At 64.6% G+C, this 18,190-nt stretch carries 4 protein-coding genes; 1 reads left to right on the forward strand and 3 read right to left on the reverse strand.

Annotation, left to right across the window (positions count from 1 at the left end):
• Positions 1 to 457: 457 nt before the first annotated feature.
• Positions 458 to 13,696 (forward strand): retention module-containing protein, encoded by a 13,239-nt coding sequence (locus J9885_RS15995; protein WP_210550026.1) that lies wholly within the window; start codon positions 458 to 460, stop codon positions 13,694 to 13,696.
• Between the two features lie 175 nt (positions 13,697 to 13,871).
• Here the strand turns inward: J9885_RS15995 and glpC are convergent, their stop codons facing one another.
• Genes glpC through glpA form a run of 3 tightly spaced genes read right to left on the reverse strand, consistent with a single transcriptional unit; the run spans position 13,872 to position 18,072 of the window.
• On the reverse strand, positions 13,872 to 15,074 hold the full coding sequence (glpC, locus tag J9885_RS16000) for an anaerobic glycerol-3-phosphate dehydrogenase subunit GlpC (protein ID WP_210550027.1): 1,203 nt from the start codon (positions 15,072 to 15,074) through the stop codon (positions 13,872 to 13,874).
• Between the two features lie 51 nt (positions 15,075 to 15,125).
• The gene (glpB, locus tag J9885_RS16005) at positions 15,126 to 16,406 is read right to left on the reverse strand and encodes a glycerol-3-phosphate dehydrogenase subunit GlpB (protein WP_210550028.1); all 1,281 of its coding nucleotides are present in this window, start codon (positions 16,404 to 16,406) and stop codon (positions 15,126 to 15,128) included.
• Positions 16,396 to 18,072 (reverse strand): anaerobic glycerol-3-phosphate dehydrogenase subunit A, encoded by a 1,677-nt coding sequence (glpA, locus tag J9885_RS16010; RefSeq protein WP_210550029.1) that lies wholly within the window; start codon positions 18,070 to 18,072, stop codon positions 16,396 to 16,398. Before glpA ends, glpB begins: the two co-directional genes overlap by 11 nt.
• Positions 18,073 to 18,190 lie beyond the last annotated feature (118 nt).

Here is an 18,190-nt window from a genome sequence, read left to right on the forward strand (position 1 = left end):
GCTGGCAGGAGCGCGGGAGTGTACCGCCCCCAGATGTACCGCAAGGAGAAGGGGGCGAGCAGGGAGGGGCGAGCATCTGCTCGGCCCGGGAGGAGGGAGTGATCGCGTGAATACACATGCACGTTTTTGCCTGTGCTGGCCAGGGGAATTCTGCCTGCTGAAATAGTGAGGCGGGTCGGAAAATAGGGGGTTGCCAGAAACTGTCGCGTTCTCGGGAGCCAGAAGAACCGGATGTTTGTCTGAAACGGCTTTTAAATCGCTTTTATGTCTGCGTTAAATCAATTTTTAAGTATTTAAGTGCAATTAATTGGAAGATTTGCCGCATTTGCTTTCGATATTATCGAAAATGGCGAAGTGTTGTGCTGGTTCGTTGGCGGTAAAATAGCCGCCTGTCACGGCGACTTTCCTTATTAAGCTTCATGTGCTGGGAAGTCTGTATTTACCCGTTGGAGGATGTATGGCCGAGCTGCGAATCGAGAAACCGACTCTTATTGCCAAGGTGGAAGGCACCGTGTTTGTGATGGATGCCGAGGGCGCCCTTCGCCCCGCCACCCCTGGTATGCAACTGGAGCCGGGAATGCGCCTGGTCAGCGGATCCGACGGACATGTGGAACTGGTCGATACTGGCGGCGAGCCCTCCGGGCCTGCCCGGCCGGAGGCGTCCCCCGAGCCTCTGGCGGCGGATCCCGAGCTGGCCAGCTTGCAGGAGGCTATCCGCCAGGGGGTTGACCCGACCGCCCAGTTTGAAGAGACGGCGGCGGGCAATGCCGCCACCGGCAACGTCGGTGGCGTGGCCGGCTCCAGCGCCGGGGGCTTTGTGGTGGTGGATCGCACCAATGATGCGACCCTGTCCGAGGCGGGCTTCGACACGGATCACCAGGGTGTCGCCCGGGGCAGTGAAACGCCCTATGTGGAAGATCAGGATCAGCAGGCCCATATCACCATCACCGAGCCCCAGACCGACGACAACATCATCAATGCCGACGAGGCGACCGGCGTCATCATTCGCGGGTTCGTTCGGGACGTCGAGGTGGGCCAGACGGTGACCGTTACCCTGACGGATCAGGAGGGCCATCGCCTGACCACCACCACAGTGGTGTTGCCCGGCTTCGTCTGGGAGGCGAACTTCGGGGATGTCACCGGCAAGCTGGTGGACGGCCCCCTGACCATCCAGGCCGATACCCGGGACGCCGCCGGCAACCGGGCCAGCGACACCGGCGAGACCCTGCTCGACACCATCACCACCATCACCCTGGATCTGGCGGACGAGAGCGACAGCGGGGCCAGCCAGGTGGACGATCTGACCCGCGACACCACGCCACTCTTGCAAGGGAAGGGGGAACCGGGCGCCACCGTCACCCTGACCCTGGAAGGCAAGGTGATGGCCGTGCTCACCGTGGATGGCAACGGCAACTGGCAATATCAGATCCCCGATACCCTGGCGGACGGCGCCCATGATTTTCGTGTCGAGGCGGTGGACATTGCGGGCAACCGGGCGAGCGACACCCTGACGGTGACGGTGGATACCCGGGCTGCCATCGACATCGACGATCTCGACACCAGCCGCATTCTCGGCCATGACCAGGTCACCCTGAGCGGCACGACCACGGACGTGGAGGCGGGGCAGCGGGTCACCATCACCCTCATCGGCCTGAATGGCCAGGCCCTCTACAGCGGCAGCGCCCTGGTGGGCAGCGACGGCCGCTGGCAGCTGGATGGCCTGGATCTCTCCGGCATCCAGGGTCCCTATGAGGTGCGCGCCGAGGTGACGGATCTGGCGGGCAACCGGGTGATCGACGGGGCCCCTCTCATCGGACAGAGCGATACCCTGACCCTGTCGGAGGCGGATCTGGCCGGGGGGCCGGTGAGCGCCACCGGATCCCTGCACACCGGGGCCGGGCTTGATGGCAGCCTGCAGGTGAGCTTCGGGGCCGATCAGAGCGCCCTCAATCAGCTCGGCCTGACCAGCCACGGGACGGCGCTCGCCTACCAGGTCAGCGGCCAGACCCTCACCGCCAGCGCCGGCGGCCACTCCATCTTTACCCTGACCCTGGCCAACGACGGCAGCTATCGCATCGTCTGGCACCAGAGCCTGGATCACGGCCAGGAGAGCCTGAGCCTGCCTTTCAACCTGGAATACCGCGACAGCGACGGGGATCTGGTGAGCGCCCATCTCACCGTCAACCTGGTAGACAGCACCCCCCCGGACTTCACCATCGCCCCCATCAGCCTTGTGGAAGATGATTTCACCCATCCGGCGGCGGTGGTGGGCGAGAGCCAGTTCGTCGTGGGTCATCAGTCCGACCCCCTGATGGCGGATTCCCTCGCCTTCGCCGACCAGGCCAATACCCTCGTTCGCCTCAACGGCAGCGGTCTTGCCAGCGACGGCCACCCGCTCAGCTTCGAATTCAGCGGCGATCGCCTGCTGACGGGCTACTACCTGGATGGCAATGGCAAGCGGGTCGAGGTACTCAAGGCCGAGCTGGGCGCAGCCCAGTCGGGCAGCGACATCCAGGGCAAAGTGACCGTCTCCCTTGTCGGGCCCCTGGATCATCAGGGCAGCGACAGGCTCTCCCTCGGGCTCACCGTTTCCGCCAGGGAGATAGACGGGGATGAGACCCGCGCCGATCTGGTTGTCTCCATCGACGACGGTGTGGACCCCAGCCTTGGCATCGACAGCGGGGTCACCTTGCAGGAAGGGGCCTCTGGCCAGACCCTGGATGGCCAGCTGCCGGTGAGTGTGGGCAGCGATCGCCTGGTGTCGCTGAACTTCGAGGCAAGCCAGCCCGCCCTGGATAACCTCACCAGCGGCGGCAAGCCGACCAGCTATCAGGTCAACGCCAACGTCATCACCCTGCTGGATGCGGGCGGCAAGACCATTCTGACCGTGACCCTGGGGCTGGATGGCAAGTACCAGGTGACGCTCGACGGCGTGCTGGATCAACCGGTCAGCACCAACAGCGTCAATCTGGGGCTGCAAGTACAGGGCACCGACTTTGACGGGGACAAGAGCAACCTGGGCACCCTCAATATCCATATCACCGATGGCATGCTGCCCCAGGTCGATCCCGTGTCCCTCACTCTGGTGGAGGATAGCGACTGGAGCGCGGCCCAGACCCTCTCCGGCGATCTCGATATCACCGCAGGCGCCGACCCCCTGGTCAACATTGCGTTCGATGCCAGCCAGCCCGGCCTGCAGGGGCTCACCAGCGGCGGAGCACCTGTGGTCATCACCATCGGCGGCAACAGCATCAGCGGCGCCGTCAACGGCCAGAATGTCTTTACCCTGACGCTGGATCAGCAGGGCCACTATGTCTTCACCCTCAACCAGCCGCTGGATCAGGGGAGTGCAGACAGTCTGCTCAAGGCGGGCTTCACCCTGACGGACAGCGACGGGGACACCGTTTCTTCCACCCTGACCGTGGCCATCGGCGACGGGGCCAATCCGGTCATCAGCGCCGTGACCGGCACCGAGATGACGGAGGCGAACCAGGGGGATGCCGCCGTGGTGAGCACCATGAGCTTTACCGTGAGCCATGGCTCGGATGCATTGGATCAAGGCAGTCTCAGGTTCGATATCGCCGCCATTCAGCAGAGCCTGGATGGCAAGTACAGCAGCCACGGCAGCCCGGTGACCTTCACCCTGGATGCCAACGGCGAGCTGGTGGGGACCAGCGCGGACGGCCGCGAGGTGCTGCGGGCCGAGCTGGATTTGGTGGAGAGCAACGGCAACTGGAGCGTCACCGCCAGGGTGACCCTGGGGGCCGAGCTGGATCACCAGGGGAGCGAATCCCTCGAGCTGCCGCTCGGGGTCACCCTCACGGACAAGGACGGAGACAGGGTCTCGACCACCTTACCCCTGACCGTCAGGGACGGTCATGCGCCGGGCTTCGTGGCGGGCAGTGGGGTAGACCTGAGCGAGAGTCGCCTCGATGGCAGCAACAGTCTGACCGAGGTGGGTCATTTCACGCTGGAGGCGGGGTCGGACCGGGTGAGTCAGGTGTCGTTTGCCGATCCCTCCGAGCAACCCCCCCTGACCGCCCTCGGCCAGTCGGTGCAATACGAGCTGGTGAGCGGGGATCCCGGTATCCCGGGCAGCCAGGTGCTCAAGGGGTATGTGGAGGTGGGTGACCAGCGCATCGAGGTGCTCCAGGTCGAGCTGGTAGGCACGCTCGACAACGCTGTCAGCAACAGGTTCGACTACAAGGTGACCCTCTATCAGGGGGTGCATCAAAACGGCGGTGATGGCGCCACCAGCCTGCCCCTCAAACTCGACATCATCGACAGTGACAAGGGGGGCGGCAACAACGACAGCACCACGGGCACCCTGGACATCACCATCAGCGAGGGGGTCAGGCCTATCGTCAACGGGGTGACCATCGACAGCGTGACCCTGGGCGAGGGGCGCTTCGATGGCGCCGCCAGTGGCGCGACCGCCGACGATCAGCTCATCGCGGGCAAGGTGACGGTGCAGGCCTATTCCGACCCCATCGTCGATGTGCGCCTGGTCCTGAGCGGTCAGGTGATGGACGTCAACGGCAATCCCGTCACTCACAACGGCGAGCCCCTCACCTGGCAAGAGGTGCCGGGCAGCAACGGACATTCCTTCCAGGCCCTGACAGCCAGCGGCACCCTGGTGCTGAGCGTGACCCTGCCCAATGTGCCCGATAGCGTCGCGGCGCACAGCAAGGTGGAGTTCGATTATCAGGTGGTGACCCACACCAACCTGGATCACGGCGCCGGCGATCGGCTCAATATCGAGGTCGGGATGCAGGTGACGGACAGCGATGGCACCGTCAGCAAAGGCGATACCGTCATTCATGTGACCGATGCCGCCGATCCCCACCTCGGCATCGACAGCGGTGTCACCTTGCAGGAAGGGGCCTCTGGCCAGACCCTGGATGGCCAGTTGCCGGTCACGGTGGGCAGCGATCGCCTGGTGTCGCTGAACTTCGAGGCAAGCCAGCCCGCCCTGGATAACCTCACCAGCGGTGGCCAGCCGACCAGCTATCAGGTCAACGGCAACCTCATCACCCTGCTGGATGCGGGCGGCAAGACCATTCTGACCGTGACCCTGGGGCTGGATGGCAAATACCAGGTGACGCTCGACGGCGTGCTGGATCAACCGGTCAGCACCAACAGCGTCAACCTGGGGCTGCAGGTACAGGGCACCGACTTTGACGGGGACAAGAGCAACCTGGGCACCCTCAATATCCATATCACCGACGGCGTGCTGCCCCAGGTCGACCCCGTCTCCCTCACCCTGGTGGAGGACAGCGACTGGAGCGCAGCCCAGACCCTCACCGGGGATCTGGCCATCACCGCCGGGGCCGACCCCCTGGTCAACATCGCGTTCGATGCCAGCCAGCCCGGCCTGCAGGGGCTCACCAGCGGCGGCCAGCCCGTGGTCATCACCATCGGCGGCAACAGCATCAGCGGCGCCGTCAACGGCCAGAACGTCTTTACCCTGACGCTGGATCAGCAGGGTCACTATGTCTTCACCCTCAACCAGCCGCTGGATCAGGGGAGCGCTGACAGCCTGCTGAAGGCGGGCTTCACCCTGACCGACAGTGACGGAGATAAAGTCTCCTCCACTCTGAGCGTTGCCATCGGCGACGGGGCCAATCCGGTCATCAGCGCCGTGACCGGCACCGAGATGACGGAGGCGAACCAGGGGGACGGCGCCGTGGTGAGCACCATGAGCTTTACCGTGAGCCATGGTTCGGATGCATTGGATCAAGGCAGCCTCACATTCGATATCGCGGCCATACAAGGCAGCCTGGATGGCAAGTACAGCAGCCACGGCAGCCCGGTGACCTTCACTCTGGATGCCAACGGGGATCTGGTGGGGACCAGTGCGGACGGCCGCGAGGTGCTGCGTGCCGAGCTGGATTTGGTGGAGAGCAACGGCAACTGGAGCGTCACCGCCAGGGTGACCCTGGGGGCCGAGCTGGATCACCAGGGGAGCGAATCCCTCGATCTGCCGCTCACCGTCACCCTGACCGACAAGGATGGGGACAGGGTCTCGACCCAGTTGCCCCTGACCGTCAGGGACGGTCATGCGCCTGGCTTCGTGGCGGGCAGCGGGGTGAGCCTTGACGAAGGGGGGCTCGACGGGCAGACGCCCCTGATCGGCACCGGCCACTTCCAGGTCAATGCGGGCTCGGATCGGGTGAGCGAGGTGTCGTTTGCCGACATCAGCGAGCAACCTGCGCTGACCGCGTTGGGCCAGAGCGTCAAATACGAACTGGTGGACGGCGATATCAGCATCCCGGGCAACCAGATCCTCAAGGGTTATGTGGACGTGAACGGCGTGCGCGTCGAGGTGCTCCAGGTCGAACTGGTAGGCACGCTCGATAACGCCGCCAGCAACAGGTTCGACTACAAGGTGACCCTGTTCGAGGGGGTTCACCAGAGCGGTGGCACCGCGACCGACCTGCCGTTCAAGCTCAATATCGTCGACAGCGACAAGGGCAGCGGCAACAACGACAGCACCACGGGCACCCTCAACATCCGCATTTCGGAAGGGGCCAACCCGACCCTCACCCTGACCGGCGTGAGCGTCAGTGAAGGGCGCTTCGATGGCGCCGCCAGCAACCAGACCGCAGACGATCAGCACGCCACCGGCACCCTGACCATCACGGCGGACTCCGATCCCGTGGTGGACGTGCGGCTGACCCTCTCGGGCCAGGTGGTGGATGGGAGTGGCAAGGCCATCACCCACAACGGTGAGACCCTCACCTGGCAAGAGGTGGCGGGCAGCAAGGGCCACAGCTTCCAGGCAGTGACTGCGAGCGGCACCCTGGTGCTGACGGTGACCCTGCCCAATGTGCCGGGCAGCATCGCGGCCCACAGCAGCCAGACCCTGGATTACCAGGTGACGGTACACACCAACCTGGATCACGGCGCGGATGACAAGCTCAACCTGAGCCTGCCGGTGAAGGTGACCGACAGCGACGGCAGCGTGATCACCGGCAACACCACCGCCGTGATCACCGATGCCGCCGACCCCGTGATCACCGCCATCGAGGGGGTGACCGTCAAGGAGTCGGACCTCAACGGGGGCAGTGGCCAGCACGGCGGCACCAGCCCGTCAGGTACGGGAGAGATTGCCATCGGCCAGGTGACGATCGCCGCCGGGAGCGACCGGGTAGCTTCCCTGCAACTGGATGTGGCCCGCTTCAACGCCCTCAATACCCTGACGTCGGGGGGCAAGGTGGTCACCCTGGGCGCAGACAGCCAGCCGGGTGTCTACCTGGGCAAGGACAGCGCAGGCAAGCTCATCTTCAAGCTGACCCTGGATGTGTCCGGCCGCTACACCTTCGAGCTGACAGGCAATCTGGATCACAGTGTCCAGGGCAAGGATCTGCTGGATATCCAGCTGCCGTTGCAGGCACGGGACAGTGAGGGGGATCTGAGCGCCGAAGTGATCGGCCATGTGAGCGTGCAGGATGACGTGCCCGTGGCCGTGGACGCGAGCAAGGCCCTGAATGAAGGGGCGAAAGTGACTGGCGATCTGCTGGCCACCGCCAGCGAGGGGGCGGATGATGCGGTGGTGAGAGCGGTGACCATCAATGGCACCGAGCACCCCATCGCCGCCACGGGCAACACCACCATCTCGGTGACAGACGCCACGGGGCAGATCATCGGCACCCTGGTGATCAATGCCGAGGGGGATTACAGCTTCACCGCCAAATCGGGCATCGATCACAGCAACAGCACCCTGGTACAGCAGATAGGCTTCCACCTGGTGGATGGCGACGGAGATACCGACGACGGTCTCCTGACCCTGACCATCAGGGACGAGGCGGGCAAGCTCACCGTGAGCGCGGTCACCGGCCAGGAGGATGCGGGGGCGAGCGATCCGGGCCAGGGGATCCCCATCACCATGAACCTGGATGTGGGGGATTTCGATCGGGGCGAGCACGTGGAGCAGTTGCTTATCCAGGCACCCGCCAACGCCCAGGGCACCTTCTATTTCAACGGCGTCGCACTGACCACCATCACCCAGGGGGGCAAGACCTGGTATGAGGTGCCGCCTGCGGCCATGGTGGCGGTGGCCAACACCGATGACAAGTTCCAGCTCACCGGTGTCACCTTCGTGCCGAACCACGACTACTCGAGCTACAACAACGGCGGCACTCCGCTGCGCTTCCCGGTGCAGTTGCAGGTGGGGGTCACCGAGGGGAGCAAGCCCCCGGTGCTGACCGGCAATCTGGACATCACGGTGCAGGGCATTGCCGACAAACCCCTGTGGGAGTCCGGCAGCACGCACCAGCACTACAGCACGAGTGAGGACAGCAGCGGCATCGCCCTCAACGTCAAGGCGGGCCTCACTGACACGGACGGCTCCGAGACCCTGAGCTACCAGATAGAGTGGGCCTCCGGCCAGGGCACCCTGACCCTGAACGGCAAGGTGCTCACCCCGGGGGCGAACGGCCTCTATACGGTGGCCGGTGGCGACATCAACAAGGTGACGGTGGTGCCCGGCAAGGACTACAGCGGTGACATCAGGCTCATTGTGACCCCGGTGAGCACGGAGAAGACCCCGGTGGTGACCGGCAAGGAGACGGCCCTCGGCGATCCGCTGGAGGTGACTGTCAACGTAAACCCGCTGGCGGACGACGCCAAGCTGACGGTGCGCGAAATCCAGGGCAAGGAAGATACCCTGATCGATCTGGGCAGCAAGATTGGGCTCGCCCATCTGGGAGACACCACGGATGGCTCCGAGCAGCTGTTCGTGCGCATCAGCGGCCTGCCCGCCGGTGCCACCCTGCTGCTTGGCGGGGTGGCGGTCACCCTGGATGCCAACGGCTACTACGAGGTGCCCTATGACCGCATCAATGACCTCAAGCTGCTGCCGCCCAAAAACAGCAACGTCGATTTCGATCTCACCATCAAGGGGGTGGTGAAGGACACCGCCATCCTGACCGATGCCAGCGGCCAGACCCACACCGTGGTGAACGAGAAGGAGACCGGCAGCCAGAGCCTGCACGTGGATCTGGTGGGGGTGGTGGATGAACCCCATTTCGATCTCAATACCACCGACTGGACCCAGGATGGCAACGGCTACAGCATCACCATCCAGGAGGATGGCCGGGCACCGCTGGACTTCAAGCTCACCTCCGGGGAGTGGACGGATACCCCGCAGGATCACTCGGAAACCCTCAACCTGGTGCTGGAAGGGCTGCCGGAAGGGGCCAGGGTGTTCGACGGCAGTGGCAAGGAGCTGACCCTGACCTTCGCCGGGCTCGATGGCAAGGGCAATCCCCTCTATCAGGTGGATGTGACCAGCCTCGGCAACCTGCAGATCCAGCCGCCCCCCAACAGCACCGCCGATCTGCACCTGGTTGGCCACGTGGTGGTGACCGAGAATGACGGCGACCACAAGAGTTTCGACGTGCCCCTCACCATCAAGGTGGAGCCGGCCATCGACGCCACCGACTATGCCAAGACCAGCCATGGCCTGGAGGATCAGTTCACCGTCCTCGACTGGCAGCCTGACCTGACCGACGGCGCCGAGCAGGTGACCCACCTCAGCCTCTCCGGTATCGAGCCCGGGTATGAAGTCTGGATCCGCGTGGGCGGGGTCGAGACCCAGCTGACCGTGAGCGGCGGCGCCGTGGAGTTGAGCGACGCCGAGCTGCAAAGCCTGCTCGGCGGTGGCCAGCTGCTGGTGAAAGGGCCCGAGGACAGCGACAAGGACACCACACTCCAGAGCCATGTCACGGTGACGCAGGTGGATGTGGACTCCAGTGCCACTGCCCAGAAGGTGATCGACGGCACCCTGCATGTGGATATCCAGGCGGTGGTGGAGCCCGATGGCAACCTGGTGCAGACCGGTCAGCTGGAGAGCCCGGACGGGCACGACATCCCGCTGGACGGCGTCTTCGTGTTCGAGGATCTGGACCCCAGCAGCGTCGAAACCATCGACTACCTGGTGATCAGCGATCTGCCCCCCGGCTTCGTGGTGGTGGGGGGGATCAACGACGGCCAGGGCAACTGGACCGTGCCCCATGACGCCCTCGGCAGCTACGCCTTGCGCTCGCCGGATGGCTTCACCGGTACTGTGACCTTCAAGGTGAGTGCCCTGGTGCACGACCTCAGCGATGACGGGGATGTGAGCGCCAGCGTTCGCAAGGAATTGAATGCCAGTGCCGACTTCCATAGCGCGACCCATTCGGGCCAGATCGCCGCCGATGTCGATTTCGACAACAGCGCTCCCATCACCGGGGTGGAGGATCACGGCGTCAACTTCGGCAGCCAGCTCAAGCAGTTGGTGACCCTGGGTACGGCGGACAGCGGGGATGACGAGCTTAGCATCGTCATCACAGGCCTGCCCCCGGGTGTCAACGTGCAGGGGCTCACCTTCGACTTCGTCAACGGCGAGTACCTCATCAAGCTGCCGGGCGGCCTCGATGATCTCGACCGCCTGACCCTGACCCTGCCACAAGACTATGCCGGCGACGGTCTGCACTTCAATGTGCGCCTGGTCAACACCGACACCGTGAGCGGCGACACCAAGACGGTGGAGAAGGACGTCACCCTCTCCATCACCCCGGAGGTGGACATCAACGGCGGGGCGGACGGCCTGCCCGAGCTGCAACTGAACGTGAAGGATATGAACGGCGACGGCCAGCCTGACAACCTGGAAGACACCGAGATCCACCTCGATCTTTCGGTGAAACTCGCCGACATCAGCCCCTCGGTGGCCGATGGCGGTCTCGAGACCGTGGAGCGGGTGGTCGTGACCGTGGATCCCCAATATGGTCACTTCCTCGACAAGCACGGCCAGCCGGTCTCCACCCTCAGGGTGAACGACCCGGCGGATCTCAAGGATCTGGTGTTCGTGCCCAATGAACACTTCAGCGGCAAGGTGCCGCTGGCGGTGACGGTGGATATTCTCGATACCGCCACTACGGGCACGGATCGGGGGAGCTGGAGCGGCAACGTGAGCTTCGAGGTGCTGCCGGTGAACGATCCGGCCAACCTCACGGTCCAGGACGTCACGGGCCAGGAAGATGGCAGCGTGAGCCTGGGGGGGCTGGGGGCCAGCCTCATCGACAACGATGGCTCCGAGCAGATCGTGGGGCTGCAGATCAAGGGGGTGCCGGATGGCTTCACCCTGTCCGCCCCGGCGGTCAACAACGGCGGCGGGGTGTGGCAGGTGCCTGTGGGCACCGACTTCTCCACCCTGACCCTGATCCCGCCTGCGGACTTCAGCGGCACCGTGGATCTGACCCTGAGCGCCTTCACCCTGGACAAGGGGCTGACCCTGCCCCTTGAAACCAGTGCTGGCTTCACCGTCACCGTCAATCCGGTGGGGGATGCGGTCATCACCGACATGCAGGATCAGGCGAGCGGCACCGAAGGGGACGTCATCACCCTGCACCTGGGGGTGGAGACCCGGGACACCCATGCCACCGGTGGCAGCGCCGGCAATGTGCAGGAAAACGGGCCCGAGCAGGTGCGCGTCACCCTGGAAGGGGTGCCGGACGGGGCAGAAATCCGCCTGCCGAGCGGGGTCAGCGGTACCGTGGTGGATCTGGGGGGCGGCCGCTGGCAGGTCACCACGGATGGGGGCAAGCTCGACGGGGTGGAGCTGGTGACCCATGACGCCAACGGCGCCATGGAGATCAAGGTGACGGCCCAGAGCCTGGACAACGGCGCCCTCGGCCCCGAAGTGAACGGCACCATCCATCTCGATGTGAGCCCGGTCAACGATGCCCCCGTCAACGTGCTGCCCGGGGATCCCCAGGTAGCTCAGGAGGACGAGCCGTTCGTCATCCAGGGTCTGCAGGTCAAGGACGTGGATGCGGGCAACGGCATCATGGAAGTGCGCCTCTCGGTGGAGCACGGCACCCTGACCCTGCCGGACGGGAGCGGCGTGACCCTGACCGGCAACGGCACCGGCGATGTGGTGCTGACCGGCACCCTGGCGGATCTCAATGCCCTGCTCTCGGGCGGGGTCACCTATCAGGGCAACCCGGACTTCCACGGCAATGACGCCTTGACCATGGTGACGGACGATCGGGGCAATACCGGCAGCGGTGGCGCCCTGAGTGACACCGACGTGCTGCCCATTGAGGTACAAGCGGTCAACGATGCCCCCGTCAACCAGCTGCCGACGACGCCCCAGGTGGCGCAGGAAGACCAGCCCTTCACCATTCACGGGCTGCAGGTGAGCGATGTGGATGCGGGCAACAGCCCCCTCTCGGTCACCCTCTCCGTGCTGCACGGCACCCTGGAGCTGGCGGCGGGCAGCGGCGTGACGGTGAGTGGCAGCGGCAGCAACACCCTGGTGCTGAGCGGTTCCCAGGACGCCATCAATGCCTTGCTCTCTGGCGGCGTGACCTATCAGGGTGAGCAGGACTTCAATGGCCAGGATGCCCTGACCATGGTGACCAATGATCTTGGCAGCACCGGCAGCGGTGGCCCCCTGAGCGACACCGACGTGTTGCCCATCGAGGTCGCACCGGTCAACGATGCTCCTGTCACCCAGGTGCCGGGCACCCAGCAGGTGAGAGAGGATGGCTCCCTGTCGCTCACCGGGATCAGCGTGAAGGACGTGGATGCGGGCAGTGCGCCCATCTCCATGGTGCTGCGGGTGGAGCACGGTGTGCTGACCCTGCTGGGGGCGGCGGGCGCCGTCTCGGTGCAGGGGGCGGGGACCGGCGTGGTGACCCTGGTGGGGTCGCTCGATGATCTCAACAGCCTGCTGGCCGGCAACCTGCACTACGAGCCGGCCAGGGACTTCTGGGGTCAGGACAACCTGAGCATCACTACCTCGGATCTGGGCAACACCGGCGCCGGTAGTGTCCTGACCGACAGCGCCCAGATCGCCATCCAGGTAACGGCCGAGCCGGACGATCCCCAGCTGGGGGTCGGCACCCACGATATCCTTGCGCTGCAAGGGGCCTGGGTGCCGCTCAACCTCAGTGCCAGCGTGGTCAATCCGGCACCGGGCGAGCTGTCGGTGCGGATCCAGAATCTGGGTGGTGCCCAGGTGGTGGACGAGCACGGCCAGCGTGTCGGCCACGCGGATGGCAATGACTGGCTGCTGCCCATGGACCAGTCCGTGCCCATCTACCTCAAGGATCTGCCGGCGGGGGATCATGCCCTCACCCTGAGCGCCGAATCCAGCCTGGGTGGCAGCACCCTGAGCTCGGCTACGGAGACCATCACCATCCACAGCCAGAGCGGCCACGATCTGCTGGGCTCGGATCAGGGAGACTGGCTGTTCGGCTCCACCGGCAATGACCGCCTCCTGGGCGGCATGGGGGATGATGTGCTGCGGGGGGGTCAGGGCAACGACATCCTGAGCGGTGGCGCCGGCAGCGATCTCTTCGTGTGGGGCCGTGGTGACGAGGGGACGACGGCGCAGCCTGCCATGGACACCATCACCGACTTCCGTCCCCAGGAGGGGGACAAGATAGATCTGGCGGACCTGCTCAAGGGGGTGACTGGCAACAGCGTGGATAGCCTGCTTGGTCATCTCCAGGCGTCGGTGACCAGCGTGGGCCACGGCCTGAGCGACGTGAACCTGTCGGTGTCACCGGCGGGGGATGGCCATGTCACCCAGCAGATCACCCTGAAGGACGTGGATCTGAGCGGCTGGAGCCTGAGCGGCACCTCGTCCCACGACATCCTGCAGAGCATGCTGGATCAGCACAGCCTGATCGCCCAGCACCCCTGATGGGGCGGATGTGAATGAAAAGAGCCGGCGCTTGCCGGCTCTTTTCCCATCTGGTGTTGGCTTATCGGCCCCTTTGCAGAGCGGGCCGTCTGGCCGGGCGTGGCAAGGGGATCACGCCAGGGCTCTGGCCAGCAGGTGGCTGGGGTGTTCGCAGCGAGAGATGGACGTGCTCATCTCAAGCCAGGGCTCTGGCCAGCAGGTGGATAGGGTGTTCACAGGGGAACGGCGTGCTCATCTCGATCTGCCACTTGCAGGTCTCGCAATCGGTGATGACGAGATCAGGCTTTAGGCGGTTTATCTGATCAAACAGCCCCTGGCCTATGGTCTGACTGGTCTCGTAGTTCTCCGACTTGAAGCCGTAGGTACCGGCGATGCCGCAGCACTGGGACTCCAGCACCGTCACCTTGACCCCCGGGATGGCGCGGAGCAATTCGAGTGTGTAGATGATGCCCCCCATTTTCTCCATGTGGCAGGGGGTGTGGTAGGCGATGTGCAGCCCAAGCGGCTTCATGGCCGGCTTGTTGCCCTTGTAGAACTCGTTCCACAGGAAGCGGGTCACCAGGGAGATGCGATCCCGCACCTTGTGGTTGTCCTGCTCCAGCAGGTGGGGGTATTCGTCCCGCAGGGTGAAGCCGCAGGTGGAGGAGGTGGTGAGCAGCGGCATCTCGTTGCCAAGCAGGCTGTTTTCCAGCTGCTTGATGTTGAAGGCCGCCTGCTGTTTGGCCTTGTCCATGAAGCCGTTGGCAATCAGCGGTACGCCGCAGCACTTCTCCCGCTCGAGCAGCTGCACGCCGATGTTCATGGCGTTGAGCACCTGCACCAGCTCCTTGCCGAGCTGAGGGTGGTTGTAGTTGACGTAGCAGCCGTGGAAGTAGGCGATCTGGCGTGCAAAGCGAGCCTGACTCGCCTTCTGCTTCTTGTACCAGCCGCGGAAGGTGCCTTGTGAATATTTGGGCAGATCGCGGTGGGAGGAGACCCCCAGCGCCTTGTCCAGCACCAGCTTCATCGGCTTGAGGCCGGTAGTGAAGTTGACCACCGGGGCCATCAGGGTGGACATGCTGCCCATCAGATCGGTGTGGGAGAGCACGAATTCGCGGATCCCGGGTTTGAAGCCGCTGTACTGGTGCTTGGCCTTGGCGATGATGTCGCCGATGCGCACCCCGCTCGGGCAGGCTACCTCGCAGCGCTTGCAGTTGGTGCAGTACTTGAGGGCGCTGTCAAAGAGCTCGGGGCTCTTGATGCGCAGCCGCTCCCCGTCCGGGCCCGCCTGCTTGGGGCCGGGGTAGGCGGGATTGGCCTTGGCCACCGGACAGTAGGCGGTGCAGACGGTGCATTTGATGCACTGATCGAAAGTTTGGTTGGCGTGATCCAGTAGCATGTCAGTTCTCCTCCCGTCGAGATTGAAGGCACGGGATATGGGGCGAAATCATCATTGGGCTGAACTCAAAATGTGGCCGGCGGCCTGCCAGCCGGTGGCAACCGCGACGCCTGAGCCTGAGCCTTCTTTTATGGGGTCATAGTGGGCCAGTACGCTGCCCGCCCCATAGAGGTTGGCGAGCGGCTTGCCGCCACGCAGCACTCTGAGCTTGTCGTCGGTTTTGACCCCGAAGCCCATGAAGGGGTGGTGGTCGAACAGGCGGCGACCGGCCCAGGCATCGCGCTCGGGCAGGCTCAGGACGTCGGCATCGAAGATGGGCTCGCGAATGCCGCGCAGGCGCGACTCCAGCCCGCGGCTGAAGAAGCTGCCGGAGGAGAGCACGAAGTTGTCCGCCTCGAACAGCTGATCATCGCCGTTCTGACTGTGCACGCCGACGACACGGTTGCCTTCGTAGCGGGCGCCCAGCACCCGCTCGCTGGTGAGGAAGGTGCCGCCAAGGGCGATCAAGCGGCGTTTGAGGGCCTCTTGCATCCGCATGCCGATGAGTGAGGGCGGCATGGTCGCCACCTCCTTGATGGTGCAGCCGGTGCGTTTTTCCAGTTCCGCCAGACGGGGGCCGACCAGCCCCAGTGACAGGCAGGCGGGCAGCACGATATGGCGGCAGCCGGGTTCGCCGTACTCCATCACCATGCGGCTGATCTCCCGGGCCAGATCCGCCATCAGGGAGTGGTTGCCGCCTCCCTGCTTGTCAAACAGGCGGGCGATGTCGGCGGAGCGAAACTCGTGGGGATTGCGGCTGAACTCGGCAAGCTGGGGAATGCGAATGTCACCGGTCAGGATGCGGCAGTGGGCGAAGCGGGGGTGGGTCGCGAGATTTGCTGCCGCAAGCCGTGGGTGAAAGTCGCGAAAGCCCTCCAGGGTGGCCAGCAGCAGGGTATCCGGCACGGGGGCATCGGTGACGCAGGCGCAAGTCTCGGGGGAGATCCAGGTGGATTTCAGGGTGCCGATGGGGGTCAGGCGCTGGTGGTTCTGCTCCTGGCGAAACAGCGACAATCCCTCTTCTGCGCAGTGACGCTGCAGATCGGCGAGGCTCGCCTCGATATGGGTCATCCCCACCTTGTTGTAGGGGTGCTCGGGGTTGGCAGCCATGAAGGCGGGCAGGGCGGCGCGGGGATCTCCTTCGCTCTCCAGCAGATCCACCGAGCCGGAGGAAAAGTGCAGGGCACTCTGGCCGGAAGCCATCAGCAGGGTCTTCTGGCCCGCTTCGGCCAGGCGCAGGGCCGCCGAGAGGCCCGCCATGCCGCCGCCAATCACTATGGTGTCAAATTTCATGGGGCGTCTCCTCGTGTGTCTCTGTGGCATGGCGCTGGGAAGAGGCGGTCTCGCTCACAAGGCGGGGGGCCGTCCACTCACCCAGGCCAAACAGGCCTTCATAGATCCAGTAGGTAAATTCCGCCTCGCGCAGGGCATCACCCCAGAGCACGGGGCGGGTACCCTTGTAGCGCTCCTCCAGGAACTGGCGCAGCATGACGCAGGCCTGGCGGCCATCGGCCTTGCCGTACTCCTGCATCAGACCGGCGGCGCGATAGGCGCACAATTCTCCCTGACAGGGGCCCATGCCGAGGCGAGTGCGGCGGCGCAGATCCACCAGGTTGTCCACGTCGAGCTCGCGCAGGGCGTACTCGATTTCGCCGGCGGTCACCATCTCGCATTCGCAGATGAGGGCGTTGGCCTTGGGATTATCCCGAAAGAAGGCGATGACCCGCTCCCCGTGGCGATACTGGGCAGATCCTTCGACCGGTGCCGAGAGGCCGGGGGCGGAGACCTTCTCCGGATCCCGCGAGCCTGGCAGGCTCAGCTCGGCGGTGCGGCACGGTTTGCTGTTGCCGAGCTTCCTGGCCAGCAGATCGGTGGCCCACTCCGCCATCAGGCGATAGGTCATCAGCTTGCCGCCGGTGATGGTGTTGAAGCCCTTGAGACCGTCCCGCTCGGCGTGATCCAGCAGCACGATACCGCGGCTGATGTTGCGGCCCGACTCGTCACCATCCACCGCCACCAAAGGGCGCACCCCGGCGTAGGCCCGCAGCAAGCGGGTGCGCGCCATGATGGGGGCAAGTTTTATCCCCTCGCGCAGCAGCACTTCCACCTCGTCCGGCTCCACGGTGAGCTGATCAATCTTGTTGTAATCGATGCGGCTTGAGGTGGTGCCGATGAGGGAGATGGTATCGCCCGGCACCAGGATGTCCGCGTCTGCCGGCTTGCGGCAGCGGTTGAGCACCAGCTGGTTGATGCGGTAATCCATGATGAGCAGGGAACCCTTGGCCGGGAACATGCGGATACCGAGATCGGCGTACTCGCAGATCTGCTGGCCCCAGATGCCGGCGGCGTTGATCACCTCCTGGCACTCTACCTCGAACGCCTCGCCGGTGCGGGTGTTGATGGCCTTGACCCCGTGCACTCTGTCATGGGTGCGCAGCAGCCCCAGCACCTTGCTGTGAGTGAAGATGCGGGCACCGTGCTCCTTGGCGTCCAAGACGTTTGCGGCGGCCAGGCGGAAGGGGTCGACCGTGCCGTCCGGCACCTGAACCGCGCCTATCATGGCCGGGTTGGCATTGGGTTCGAGCTGCAGCGCCTCGCGGGGATCGAGCTGACGGGTCTCGATGCCGGCCAGGGCGCAGGCGTCCATGAAGGTCTTTTGAAAGCCGATGTCATCTTCCGGCAGGGTCAGGAACAGGCCGCCGGTGTCTTCCACGCAGTGGCTGGCGATCCGCTTGAGGATGCGGTTCTCCTGAATGCACTCGCGAGCGGACTCCTGATCCGTCACCGCGTAGCGGGCGCCGGAGTGGAGCAGACCGTGATTGCGGCCCGTGGTGCCGGCGGCGATGTCGTCCCGCTCAAGGAGGATGCAGTCGATGCCGCGCAGCGCACAATCGCGCATGATGCCGGCACCGGTGGCGCCACCGCCTATGATGACGACTTGTGTGGTTATTCTTTTCATTGTGCCCGTCTCATCTCTTCCAGATGGGCTCAGTGTGGCGCCTCTCTGGTTGAAAATGTTTGATATGGGCCAAGTTAATGAGCGTAAACGAGCATTTAGTGATGGTTGGTGAGAGTTA

Origin of the sequence: Aeromonas sp. SrichE-2G (assembly GCF_017939565.1) — a bacterium.
Classification (GTDB): domain Bacteria; phylum Pseudomonadota; class Gammaproteobacteria; order Enterobacterales; family Aeromonadaceae; genus Aeromonas; species Aeromonas taiwanensis.

Bases quoted from the DNA above. Each gene is read 5' to 3' on its own strand.
- J9885_RS15995 (WP_210550026.1), top strand. From the start codon at position 458: ATGGCCGAGCTGCGAATCGAGAAACCGACTCTTATTGCCAAGGTGGAA.
- glpC (WP_210550027.1), bottom strand. From the start codon at position 15,074: ATGCTACTGGATCACGCCAACCAAACTTTCGATCAGTGCATCAAATGC.
- glpB (WP_210550028.1), bottom strand. From the start codon at position 16,406: ATGAAATTTGACACCATAGTGATTGGCGGCGGCATGGCGGGCCTCTCG.
- glpA (WP_210550029.1), bottom strand. From the start codon at position 18,072: ATGAAAAGAATAACCACACAAGTCGTCATCATAGGCGGTGGCGCCACC.